Source organism: Hymenobacter sp. J193, assembly GCF_024700075.1.
Lineage (GTDB): Bacteria > Bacteroidota > Bacteroidia > Cytophagales > Hymenobacteraceae > Hymenobacter.
In genome coordinates this window covers 1-11,143 of sequence record NZ_JAJONE010000002.1, presented here as the reverse complement: position 1 = coordinate 11,143, position 11,143 = coordinate 1, and the positions used below count along the sequence as shown (strand labels likewise).

Sequence of the window (11,143 nt, the reverse complement as noted above, 5' to 3'; positions counted from 1 at the left end):
CCGCGTCGAACAGCGGCCCGTTTGCGGGCTTTTTAAGGCCCAGGATGGTGAGCAGGAGTCCCGACAGGGAATGAGCCTTGGCGTGCTTGCCGGTTTTCAGGTCATGGGCGAATTTGTTGCAGGCCGCCACGATGCGCCGCGCTGGCCAGGATGGTGGCCACCAGTTCCGGCGTGGTGATGCTCAGCTGCGTGAGCAAGCGCCTGGCGTTCTCCACCTGGTGCGGGGCCAAGCCTGCCGGAGAAGCTGCACCTGGCTCCAGGTCGAAAGGAATAGTTTCAGCTAGAGCCTGTGGCTTCACTGTGAAAGTGATGTTTTTGAAGGTCTTCCCGCGTTTTTCCAGCGTGTAGCTGACATTCAGTTCAGTATGCTCATTAATTTGCTTAACGGCTACGTCCAGCACCTTTTCTCGCAACTGGCTGATTCGCTCCATCTTTTCATTGCCCTTTTCATCAAGTAGCCCGAGCATCTTTTTGAAGTCCTGCAGGTCATACTTCTTCGTTTCTCCCAGGTCTTTCCACTGGCTGCAGATTTGATAAATACGCTTAGCGTACTTGCTAGTGAGGCGGAGCGCAGCAGCTAGTTCATAGCTAGTGAAGTTGTTCTTGAGTTGAAATAAATAGGGTAAAACGTACTTGGTTAGGTCAAATTCGATGATTCCTTCCCCCTTGATGTAGCGGATTTGCTGGAACATCCATATCTGCCGGTACTCTTTGGCGTCTTCCAGCTCCAGCATACGGGAGCCCCATATCAGCCGTAGCTTTATGCAGGTAAGCCCCATTATATCGCTTGCCCGTCAGACTAGATAATTCTCTGATATCCAACTGATAGATAGTGTCTTTTTCATCTTTCCGCAGCTTAGAGATGATGAAGAAGAATAGGTCTAGCTGCAGCTCAGTGTATTCGTAGCGGGCATTCGTGAGGGCATTATGCTGACGGATTTCTAATTCTTGGTTCATCTAGACAGACATTTAGCTGATTCAGCTGCAATTATAACCATTAAACCACCATCTAAAACAAAAGTGGTTTTTAAAGGTGGTTGTAGATACACGAAAGGTGGTCGATAGATACACGAAAGGTGGTTTGAAGTACACGAAAGGTGGTTTTTGCTACACGAAAGGTGGTTTGAAGTACACGAAAGGTGGTTTGAAGTGCTCGTAATTATATGATAATCAATAGGTTACGAACCCCTCAAATAGAACAAATACTTCAAATATCACAAGTTGTGTTTCGCGCGAGGAAAAAAGCTTTTAGAACGGTGGATAACTCCGGACGGAAAACAGAAAGCAAACAAAATACCCTAGAAGCCAGTGACTTGCGCGCATTCAATAAATACTATATAATTGGTAATCAATGGTATATGATCCGTATTGTTGAGCTTATGTACTCTCTTGCACCCGAGAGAACTTTCGCCCCTGGGGCCGTGGGAAGTAAGCCCTGAGCAGCGCCTGCACCGGGTGTAACCTAGTCGCTACAGCTGCCCGTAGGAGAGAGGTAAATAGCAATTTCCCTCTATGCGCTACACCTGCCAGCACTGCTCAACCGTTTATACCCCCCGCCGCAAAGGAGGCCGGTTCTGTTCCACCAACTGCCGGGTAAGTGCCTGGGATAAGGCCCAAAAGTCCGAGGAAGCGCAGTGGTTGTACCAGGGCGAAGAGTACTACCTAGCCCGTAAAATCGACTTCTTAGGCGAGGAGGCCGGGAAACTCTTGCCCCAGCTCAGCGACACGATGACCCCGGACCAGGTGAAGCAGATCCGGACGCTACTTGACCGGATGCAATACGAGCGGGACAACTCGGTAGTGCAGCGTCTGGTGAAGGCCAAACCAGTATTGCCAGGTGGTACAAGCGTAAAGATTTAGCGTAGGTAAGCCCCTGATAGCGTAACTGATAAGCGTAAGAAAGCCAGCATAAGCGTAAAGCGCAAACGTAAGCAAGCGTAATGTTCAAGCGTTGTGTACTCACTAGACAATTTTGGGCGGCCTAAGCGCTGCGCTTTAGGCTGCCCAAAATTGTCTGTTCAGCCCTGCGGGCGCCCGTTCTACCCGGTGGTCCCCGGCACCCCTAACCGGCCCGCGGGCCACCCTTTTCCCCACTGCCCCCATGCCCTATGCCATCCTGCGCACGGCCAAACTTAAGACTGCCGGCAACCTCACTTCCCTGAACGAGCACCTGCAACGGCTGCGGCCTACCCCCAATGCGGACGCCGAACTGACCCCGCTCAACGTGCAGTTGGTGGGCAGCCCCGACCTGGCCGCCGACGTGCAGGCCCGCCTCGAGGCGGTCGGCTGCACGGTGCGCAGCAACGCCGTGCTGGCGGTCGAGCACCTGATGACGTTCAGCCCCGAGTTTTTGGACATTCGCAAGGAGGCTGGCCAGGCGGGCAAGCCAGCCCAGCTGGTCGGGTCGGCCGAGGACGGGGCCAAGTTGGCCGGCTTCCGGGACCGGGCCATGGAGTGGCTGAGCGAGCGCTACGGGAAGGAGAACGTCGTGAACGCCGTGCTGCACCTTGATGAGCAGACCCCGCACATCCACGCCACGGTCGTGCCCATCGACGCGGCCGGCAAGCTCAATTGCCGGGCGATGTTGGGTGACCGGCAGAAGATGCGCGACATGCAGACCAGCTTTGCGGCGAAGCTCGCCCCGTTAGGGCTGCAGCGCGGGGTAGAAGGGAGCCAGGCCCAGCACCAGGAGGTGAAGCGCTTCTATGGGCTGGTGAAGGAACTCAACCCGCAGCTGGAGCAGGAGGCGCAGCGCCAGGTGGCCCAGCAGCGCATCCATCAAGCGGGGCAGCAGCACAGCCGTAGTGGTGGGGTAGGCATGTAATCGACCGCTGCATTTGAGCGTTTGCAGGTCGGAAAAGCGATATTAATTGACGTGGATTATCTGCTTTATTGGGTTGTCATTCCCTACTAAGTATTGTTTGTTAACCTGCAGATTTCCAATGATATCCTGGAATAGGTCGCCCCGGTAGTTTTTAAGCCTGTTTTCCGCTAAGATGATGCGGTACTTGTAAACGAAGCGGTCGTTCACATAGACCATACAATAGCCTTTGTAGGTTGTTCCAGCAAGGAGAAGGCCTGTATTTCGCTCGTACCCGAAATCCCGTTGAAAAATCAGCTGGTTCAACGTATCACCTTTCTGAATAGTAAAATCGTCAAATGCTGTTTTAGCCATTTGGCGAGCGAAACTATTGTAGTCCAATGAGGGACTGTCCTTATTAAACCGGGCAAAAGTTACTCGTTCGGTACTATCCGTGCGGGTAGGTGGTAAAAGAATGAGTTCATCATCAGTCTGGTGAGCCTTCCAGCCGGGAGGGGTGCAGATAATTTCTTGCCCAACCTCAAACACAGCCCAATTGGCCAATTCAGGGCTGTTATTTTCCCGCTCGATATTAAAAGAAGTTACGTCAACCGTATCAGCTGCTGCCTGAGCCCCGCCTTGTTGTTCTACGCTAACATCTGGCCGGCATTGCATTGCAAGTGCTGGCAAAAGCAGGAGTAGTAATTGGGGAAGCCAGGAGTTGATTTTTTGATAGGTCATTTCAATGTCTTTGCTTACAAATTAAGCCTAATCCCAATGGGGTTAATGGAGGCAATGTCCAAAAAGTACCACGTTCAGGCATTAGTGGCGGTGGGGCTAAAAACCGCACGGATTCCGTGACCCTGCTTATAACTAGCATTATGTTAAGGGACAAATCCCAGACAGGCGAGGGACTTTCTAGAAGCCTCCAGCGCCGGGAAAGTCCTGTTTGTAGAAGGCTATAGTTTTGGCACCGCATACCTTGTGTCTATATCTGCAAACCCGTAGCAGATTCGAGTAAAGGTTTGATGGGGCACGTCAAGCGTTCGGGCTTGCAGTGGCGTGAGCAACCAGAGCGCAAATCGGGAAGGAGTGTACAAGTTGTTTTTACTTACACTGGAGACCACGTTTACCAAGCGGTCAGGGGAAGCTCTATCTGCCAGCACTTGGTTAAAAATTTCATAGAACTCATCTTGATTGACGCTGTATAACCGCTGCCCATTCAATCCTGTATCCTCCCATAATTGGCAGCGCTGCTTATAACGTTTGCCCTGTACGCGGAGGGTTACAATGATGTCGCGATTGTCTGGACACCCTCCTCTACAAGGTTTAAACTCGGGTGGAACCTCTACTTTGTAGTGAAAGTCTGTGAAGGCCATGTTTGGCAGCATATGCGCAACATCTTTATAGATGCCCTGTAGATAAGCGCCTAAAGCATCAGGGTAAGTATCCCGACTGAAAAGCTGCGTACGTGAGGTGAGATAGGGGAGAATATCTACGGGGTCTAGTAGTTGTTCTACAGCCATCGCGTGTTGCAGTTCCATTGTCTGAGCTGGCAGGATTACTCCAGCACGAACTAAACCGGGAATGAGGGTAGAGTCATGGGCCATAGCGTGCGCTTCCTGGCCTAGTCCAGCCATGGCTAGAAGCAGGCTTTCCCTGTCCGAAAATCTACGTAGCAGGGGTGCCGGCTGTAGAAGGATATCCCAAGGTTTTGGAAGTAGCCCTGCTTCTCGTAAGGTCTTGACCAAATGAGCAATACTCAGTTGACTCCTCTCTTGCTGCTGTTGTGCTTCTTTCTTAGATGGCTGAGTAAAGGTGATTGTGGATAGTTTTGGAGGAGGAACAATCAATGTGTCCGCCAGAGCGATACGAGTGGCTTTGCGGCTGTATATCTCTTGGGGTGTAGGAAAATTGTTGCTGTTAGCACGCTCATAATAATCGGCCAGCCAGGCCCAAACCTGCGGAAGAGTATGTCCCAATTGGAAATCCTTTAGCCTCGTAGTGTCACAGAAATTTAGCCAAGGCTTATGCTGAGGTGCTACAAGCCCTGAGGTAGATAATGCAGTGGCATAGGAAACTGGAATAGCGGAAGCATTACTCTCTATTTGCGTTGGATGAGCAGTCAATTGATACGCCCCTACCCAAGAGAGCAGTAGTAAGCAGGTTAGATTTTGAAGGAGGGAGCGCATGAATAGGGTTGGCTTCAAAAGTAAGATTAGCAAAGTAGGCGTATGGTTGACAAATCATAAATAGCCGGATAGCTTATGCATATACAATTGATTTTTAGCGTGTTGTTTTTGAAAAACTAAACCCAGGGTTTTGTCATACTAAACCCACATATCCTGAACTCTCCTACATTAGCTGTTAAACTAAACGTTTAACAAAACCGGATGAGCCAGCAAAAGGGAGAAACAGAACCGGAGTTAAGTATAACTTCTGCTGAGGAAGCCGCAACAGAACCCGAGTTAGGTATAACTTCTGCTGAAACGGCGACAACAGAACCAGAACAAAACACAACTAAACCCAAAGCCAAGGGAGGCCGGCCCCGCAAGGCCCCCGACACGGGGTTGTGGGCGATTCGCGGGGTGGACTTGGAAACCCGAGCCATTGTCGAGAAGACCGCGCAGCGCGCCGGCAAGACCATCGGCCAGTTTGTGAACGAGGACATGCGCTCGTTCTGCCAGGGCCAGCTTACCCAGTCGCAGTTGCCGGCTAGTCCCCGCGACCTGCAGGTGCAGGTGGAGCAGCTGACGCAGATGGTCGAGGGCATAGCGTCCCGGTTAGCCGAGCCAGCGCGAAAGAGCCTTTGGCAGCGCGTTTTCGGCAAGTAGGCGGGTAAGCCTACTTTTTGGCGGCCGCGTCGAACAGCGGCCCGTTTGCGGGCTTTTTAAGGCCCAGGATGGTGAGCAGGAGTCCCGACAGGGAATGAGCCTTGGCGTGCTTGCCGGTTTTCAGGTCATGGGCGAATTTGTTGCAGGCCGCCACGTGCGCCGCGCTGGCCAGGATGGTGGCCACCAGTTCCGGCGTGGTGATGCTCAGCTGCGTGAGCAAGCGCCTGGCGTTCTCCACCTGGTGCGGGGCCAAGCCTGCCGGAGAAGCTGCACCTGGCTCCAGGTCGAAAGGAATAGTTTCAGCTAGAGCCTGTGGCTTCACTGTGAAAGTGATGTTTTTGAAGGTCTTCCCGCGTTTTTCCAGCGTGTAGCTGACATTCAGTTCAGTATGCTCATTAATTTGCTTAACGGCTACGTCCAGCACCTTTTCTCGCAACTGGCTGATTCGCTCCATCTTTTCATTGCCCTTTTCATCAAGTAGCCCGAGCATCTTTTTGAAGTCCTGCAGGTCATACTTCTTCGTTTCTCCCAGGTCTTTCCACTGGCTGCAGATTTGATAAATACGCTTAGCGTACTTGCTAGTGAGGCGGAGCGCAGCAGCTAGTTCATAGCTAGTGAAGTTGTTCTTGAGTTGAAATAAATAGGGTAAAACGTACTTGGTTAGGTCAAATTCGATGATTCCTTCCCCCTTGATGTAGCGGATTTGCTGGAACATCCATATCTGCCGGTACTCTTTGGCGTCTTCCACTTCCAGCATACGGGAGCCCATATCAGCCGTGGCTTTATGCAGGTAAGCCCCATTATATCGCTTGCCCGTCAGACTAGATAATTCTCTGATATCCAACTGATAGATAGTGTCTTTTTCATCTTTCCGCAGCTTAGAGATGATGAAGAAGAATAGGTCTAGCTGCAGCTCAGTGTATTCGTAGCGGGCATTCGTGAGGGCATTATGCTGACGGATTTCTAATTCTTGGTTCATCTAGACAGACATTTAGCTGATTCAGCTGCAATTATAACCATTAAACCACCATCTAAAACAAAAGTGGTTTTTAAAGGTGGTTGTAGATACACGAAAGGTGGTCGATAGATACACGAAAGGTGGTTTGAAGTACACGAAAGGTGGTTTTTGCTACACGAAAGGTGGTTTGAAGTACACGAAAGGTGGTTTGAAGTGCTCGTAATTATATGATAATCAATAGGTTACGAACCCCTCAAATAGAACAAATACTTCAAATATCACAAGTTGTGTTTCGCGCGAGGAAAAAAGCTTTTAGAACGGTGGATAACTCCGGACGGAAAACAGAAAGCAAACAAAATACCCTAGAAGCCAGTGACTTGCGCGCATTCAATAAATACTATATAATTGGTAATCAATGGTATATGATCCGTATTGTTGAGCTTATGTACTCTCTTGCACCCGAGAGAACTTTCGCCCCTGGGGCCGTGGGGAAGTAAGCCCTGAGCAGCGCCTGCACCGGGTGTAACCTAGTCGCTACAGCTGCCCGTAGGAGAGAGGTAAATAGCAATTTCCCTCTATGCGCTACACCTGCCAGCACTGCTCAACCGTTTATACCCCCCGCCGCAAAGGAGGCCGGTTCTGTTCCACCAACTGCCGGGTAAGTGCCTGGGATAAGGCCCAAAAGTCCGAGGAAGCGCAGTGGTTGTACCAGGGCGAAGAGTACTACCTAGCCCGTAAAATCGACTTCTTAGGCGAGGAGGCCGGGAAACTCTTGCCCCAGCTCAGCGACACGATGACCCCGGACCAGGTGAAGCAGATCCGGACGCTACTTGACCGGATGCAATACGAGCGGGACAACTCGGTAGTGCAGCGTCTGGTGAAGGCCAAACCAGTATTGCCAGGTGGTACAAGCGTAAAGATTTAGCGTAGGTAAGCCCCTGATAGCGTAACTGATAAGCGTAAGAAAGCCAGCATAAGCGTAAAGCGCAAACGTAAGCAAGCGTAATGTTCAAGCGTTGTGTACTCACTAGACAATTTTGGGCGGCCTAAGCGCTGCGCTTTAGGCTGCCCAAAATTGTCTGTTCAGCCCTGCGGGCGCCCGTTCTACCCGGTGGTCCCCGGCACCCCTAACCGGCCCGCGGGCCACCCTTTTCCCCACTGCCCCCATGCCCTATGCCATCCTGCGCACGGCCAAACTTAAGACTGCCGGCAACCTCACTTCCCTGAACGAGCACCTGCAACGGCTGCGGCCTACCCCCAATGCGGACGCCGAACTGACCCCGCTCAACGTGCAGTTGGTGGGCAGCCCCGACCTGGCCGCCGACGTGCAGGCCCGCCTCGAGGCGGTCGGCTGCACGGTGCGCAGCAACGCCGTGCTGGCGGTCGAGCACCTGATGACGTTCAGCCCCGAGTTTTTGGACATTCGCAAGGAGGCTGGCCAGGCGGGCAAGCCAGCCCAGCTGGTCGGGTCGGCCGAGGACGGGGCCAAGTTGGCCGGCTTCCGGGACCGGGCCATGGAGTGGCTGAGCGAGCGCTACGGGAAGGAGAACGTCGTGAACGCCGTGCTGCACCTTGATGAGCAGACCCCGCACATCCACGCCACGGTCGTGCCCATCGACGCGGCCGGCAAGCTCAATTGCCGGGCGATGTTGGGTGACCGGCAGAAGATGCGCGACATGCAGACCAGCTTTGCGGCGAAGCTCGCCCCGTTAGGGCTGCAGCGCGGGGTAGAAGGGAGCCAGGCCCAGCACCAGGAGGTGAAGCGCTTCTATGGGCTGGTGAAGGAACTCAACCCGCAGCTGGAGCAGGAGGCGCAGCGCCAGGTGGCCCAGCAGCGCATCCATCAAGCGGGGCAGCAGCACAGCCGTAGTGGTGGGGTAGGCATGTAATCGACCGCTGCATTTGAGCGTTTGCAGGTCGGAAAAGCGATATTAATTGACGTGGATTATCTGCTTTATTGGGTTGTCATTCCCTACTAAGTATTGTTTGTTAACCTGCAGATTTCCAATGATATCCTGGAATAGGTCGCCCCGGTAGTTTTTAAGCCTGTTTTCCGCTAAGATGATGCGGTACTTGTAAACGAAGCGGTCGTTCACATAGACCATACAATAGCCTTTGTAGGTTGTTCCAGCAAGGAGAAGGCCTGTATTTCGCTCGTACCCGAAATCCCGTTGAAAAATCAGCTGGTTCAACGTATCACCTTTCTGAATAGTAAAATCGTCAAATGCTGTTTTAGCCATTTGGCGAGCGAAACTATTGTAGTCCAATGAGGGACTGTCCTTATTAAACCGGGCAAAAGTTACTCGTTCGGTACTATCCGTGCGGGTAGGTGGTAAAAGAATGAGTTCATCATCAGTCTGGTGAGCCTTCCAGCCGGGAGGGGTGCAGATAATTTCTTGCCCAACCTCAAACACAGCCCAATTGGCCAATTCAGGGCTGTTATTTTCCCGCTCGATATTAAAAGAAGTTACGTCAACCGTATCAGCTGCTGCCTGAGCCCCGCCTTGTTGTTCTACGCTAACATCTGGCCGGCATTGCATTGCAAGTGCTGGCAAAAGCAGGAGTAGTAATTGGGGAAGCCAGGAGTTGATTTTTGATAGGTCATTTCAATGTCTTTGCTTACAAATTAAGCCTAATCCCAATGGGGTTAATGGAGGCAATGTCCAAAAAGTACCACGTTCAGGCATTAGTGGCGGTGGGGCTAAAAACCGCACGGATTCCGTGACCCTGCTTATAACTAGCATTATGTTAAGGGACAAATCCCAGACAGGCGAGGGACTTTCTAGAAGCCTCCAGCGCCGGGAAAGTCCTGTTTGTAGAAGGCTATAGTTTTGGCACCGCATACCTTGTGTCTATATCTGCAAACCCGTAGCAGATTCGAGTAAAGGTTTGATGGGGCACGTCAAGCGTTCGGGCTTGCAGTGGCGTGAGCAACCAGAGCGCAAATCGGGAAGGAGTGTACAAGTTGTTTTTACTTACACTGGAGACCACGTTTACCAAGCGGTCAGGGAAGCTCTATCTGCCAGCACTTGGTTAAAAATTTCATAGAACTCATCTTGATTGACGCTGTATAACCGCTGCCCATTCAATCCTGTATCCTCCCATAATTGGCAGCGCTGCTTATAACGTTTGCCCTGTACGCGGAGGGTTACAATGATGTCGCGATTGTCTGGACACCCTCCTCTACAAGGTTTAAACTCGGGTGGAACCTCTACTTTGTAGTGAAAGTCTGTGAAGGCCATGTTTGGCAGCATATGCGCAACATCTTTATAGATGCCCTGTAGATAAGCGCCTAAAGCATCAGGGTAAGTATCCCGACTGAAAAGCTGCGTACGTGAGGTGAGATAGGGGAGAATATCTACGGGGTCTAGTAGTTGTTCTACAGCCATCGCGTGTTGCAGTTCCATTGTCTGAGCTGGCAGGATTACTCCAGCACGAACTAAACCGGGAATGAGGGTAGAGTCATGGGCCATAGCGTGCGCTTCCTGGCCTAGTCCAGCCATGGCTAGAAGCAGGCTTTCCCTGTCCGAAAATCTACGTAGCAGGGGTGCCGGCTGTAGAAGGATATCCCAAGGTTTTGGAAGTAGCCCTGCTTCTCGTAAGGTCTTGACCAAATGAGCAATACTCAGTTGACTCCTCTCTTGCTGCTGTTGTGCTTCTTTCTTAGATGGCTGAGTAAAGGTGATTGTGGATAGTTTTGGAGGAGGAACAATCAATGTGTCCGCCAGAGCGATACGAGTGGCTTTGCGGCTGTATATCTCTTGGGGTGTAGGAAAATTGTTGCTGTTAGCACGCTCATAATAATCGGCCAGCCAGGCCCAAACCTGCGGAAGAGTATGTCCCAATTGGAAATCCTTTAGCCTCGTAGTGTCACAGAAATTTAGCCAAGGCTTATGCTGAGGTGCTACAAGCCCTGAGGTAGATAATGCAGTGGCATAGGAAACTGGAATAGCGGAAGCATTACTCTCTATTTGCGTTGGATGAGCAGTCAATTGATACGCCCCTACCCAAGAGAGCAGTAGTAAGCAGGTTAGATTTTTGAAGGAGGGAGCGCATGAATAGGGTTGGCTTCAAAAGTAAGATTAGCAAAGTAGGCGTATGGTTGACAAATCATAAATAGCCGGATAGCTTATGCATATACAATTGATTTTTAGCGTGTTGTTTTTGAAAAACTAAACCCAGGGTTTTGTCATACTAAACCCACATATCCTGAACTCTCCTACATTAGCTGTTAAACTAAACGTTTAACAAAACCGGATGAGCCAGCAAAAGGGAGAAACAGAACCGGAGTTAAGTATAACTACTGCTGAGGAAGCCGCAACAGAACCCGAGTTAGGTATAACTTCTGCTGAAACAGCGACAACAGAACCAGAACAAAACACAACTAAACCCAAAGCAAGGGAGGCCGGCCCCGCAAGGCCCCGACACGGGTTGTGGGCGATTCGCAGGGTGGACCTGGAAACCCGAGCCATTGTCGAGAAGACCGCGCAGCGCACCGGCAAGACCATCGGCCAGTTTGTGAACGGACATGCGCTCGTTCTGCCAGGGCCA

General features: G+C 51.5%; 12 protein-coding genes and 1 pseudogene. 6 read left to right on the top strand and 7 right to left on the bottom strand.

The genetic code is table 11. From position 1 onward, the window contains the following. Window positions 1-101: 101 nt before the first annotated feature. Both LRS06_RS21455 and LRS06_RS21450 read right to left on the bottom strand, forming a co-directional pair. Window positions 102-734 carry a replication initiation protein gene (locus LRS06_RS21455; RefSeq protein ID WP_257873451.1) on the bottom strand — a complete coding sequence of 211 codons (633 nt, stop codon included), beginning with the start codon at window positions 732-734 and terminating at the stop codon, window positions 102-104. Next, on the bottom strand, window positions 643-957 hold the full coding sequence (locus tag LRS06_RS21450) for a replication initiation protein (RefSeq protein WP_257873450.1): 315 nt from the start codon (window positions 955-957) through the stop codon (window positions 643-645). The genes LRS06_RS21455 and LRS06_RS21450 overlap by 92 nt, the downstream gene beginning before the upstream one ends. Before the next feature lie 555 nt (window positions 958-1,512). On the opposite strand from LRS06_RS21450, the gene LRS06_RS21445 reads away from it, so the two are divergent. Then, window positions 1,513-1,860 (top strand): hypothetical protein, encoded by a 348-nt coding sequence (locus LRS06_RS21445; RefSeq protein ID WP_257873445.1) that lies wholly within the window; start codon window positions 1,513-1,515, stop codon window positions 1,858-1,860. Between the two features lie 241 nt (window positions 1,861-2,101). Next, complete coding sequence (gene mobV / locus LRS06_RS21440) at window positions 2,102-2,824, top strand: MobV family relaxase (RefSeq protein ID WP_257873444.1); 723 nt, start codon at window positions 2,102-2,104, stop codon at window positions 2,822-2,824. Between the two features lie 42 nt (window positions 2,825-2,866). Here the strand turns inward: mobV (LRS06_RS21440) and LRS06_RS21435 are convergent, their stop codons facing one another. Together LRS06_RS21435 and LRS06_RS21430 are read right to left on the bottom strand one after the other, a co-directional pair. Further along, a complete protein-coding gene (locus LRS06_RS21435) occupies window positions 2,867-3,541 on the bottom strand; it encodes a hypothetical protein (protein WP_257873449.1) in 675 nt (224 codons plus the stop codon). 218 nt (window positions 3,542-3,759) lie between these two features. Continuing rightward, window positions 3,760-4,992 carry a hypothetical protein gene (locus LRS06_RS21430; protein ID WP_257873448.1) on the bottom strand — a complete coding sequence of 411 codons (1,233 nt, stop codon included), beginning with the start codon at window positions 4,990-4,992 and terminating at the stop codon, window positions 3,760-3,762. A 402-nt stretch (window positions 4,993-5,394) separates the two neighbouring features. Here LRS06_RS21430 and LRS06_RS21425 point away from each other — a divergent pair, with 402 nt between their 5' ends. Beyond that, entirely contained in the window at window positions 5,395-5,634 is a 240-nt protein-coding gene (locus LRS06_RS21425; protein ID WP_257873447.1) for a hypothetical protein, read from the top strand. A gap of 10 nt (window positions 5,635-5,644) precedes the next feature. Here the strand turns inward: LRS06_RS21425 and LRS06_RS21420 are convergent, their stop codons facing one another. Further along, window positions 5,645-6,613 carry a replication initiation protein gene (locus tag LRS06_RS21420; RefSeq protein ID WP_257873446.1) on the bottom strand — a complete coding sequence of 323 codons (969 nt, stop codon included), beginning with the start codon at window positions 6,611-6,613 and terminating at the stop codon, window positions 5,645-5,647. Window positions 6,614-7,169: 556 nt separating this feature from the next. Here LRS06_RS21420 and LRS06_RS21415 point away from each other — a divergent pair. After that, window positions 7,170-7,517, top strand: coding sequence for a hypothetical protein (locus tag LRS06_RS21415; RefSeq protein WP_257873445.1), 348 nt, complete (start codon window positions 7,170-7,172; stop codon window positions 7,515-7,517). 241 nt (window positions 7,518-7,758) lie between these two features. Further along, complete coding sequence (mobV, locus tag LRS06_RS21410) at window positions 7,759-8,481, top strand: MobV family relaxase (protein WP_257873444.1); 723 nt, start codon at window positions 7,759-7,761, stop codon at window positions 8,479-8,481. 42 nt (window positions 8,482-8,523) lie between these two features. Here the strand turns inward: mobV (LRS06_RS21410) and LRS06_RS21405 are convergent, their stop codons facing one another. After that, a complete protein-coding gene (locus tag LRS06_RS21405; RefSeq protein ID WP_257873443.1) occupies window positions 8,524-9,147 on the bottom strand; it encodes a hypothetical protein in 624 nt (207 codons plus the stop codon). Window positions 9,148-9,585: 438 nt separating this feature from the next. Further along, window positions 9,586-10,584: a hypothetical protein gene (locus LRS06_RS21400; RefSeq protein ID WP_257873442.1), complete on the bottom strand. Its 999-nt coding sequence runs from the start codon at window positions 10,582-10,584 to the stop codon at window positions 9,586-9,588. A 265-nt stretch (window positions 10,585-10,849) separates the two neighbouring features. Between LRS06_RS21400 and LRS06_RS21395 the strand changes: the two are divergent. After that, window positions 10,850-11,143, top strand: a pseudogene (locus LRS06_RS21395) (hypothetical protein); the annotation flags it as partial.

Bases quoted from the DNA above. Each gene is read 5' to 3' on its own strand.
- LRS06_RS21455 (WP_257873451.1), bottom strand. From the start codon at position 734: ATGCTGGAGCTGGAAGACGCCAAAGAGTACCGGCAGATATGGATGTTC.
- LRS06_RS21450 (WP_257873450.1), bottom strand. From the start codon at position 957: ATGAACCAAGAATTAGAAATCCGTCAGCATAATGCCCTCACGAATGCC.
- LRS06_RS21445 (WP_257873445.1), top strand. From the start codon at position 1,513: ATGCGCTACACCTGCCAGCACTGCTCAACCGTTTATACCCCCCGCCGC.
- mobV (WP_257873444.1), top strand. From the start codon at position 2,102: ATGCCCTATGCCATCCTGCGCACGGCCAAACTTAAGACTGCCGGCAAC.
- LRS06_RS21435 (WP_257873449.1), bottom strand. From the start codon at position 3,541: ATGACCTATCAAAAAATCAACTCCTGGCTTCCCCAATTACTACTCCTG.
- LRS06_RS21430 (WP_257873448.1), bottom strand. From the start codon at position 4,992: ATGCGCTCCCTCCTTCAAAATCTAACCTGCTTACTACTGCTCTCTTGG.
- LRS06_RS21420 (WP_257873446.1), bottom strand. From the start codon at position 6,613: ATGAACCAAGAATTAGAAATCCGTCAGCATAATGCCCTCACGAATGCC.
- LRS06_RS21415 (WP_257873445.1), top strand. From the start codon at position 7,170: ATGCGCTACACCTGCCAGCACTGCTCAACCGTTTATACCCCCCGCCGC.
- mobV (WP_257873444.1), top strand. From the start codon at position 7,759: ATGCCCTATGCCATCCTGCGCACGGCCAAACTTAAGACTGCCGGCAAC.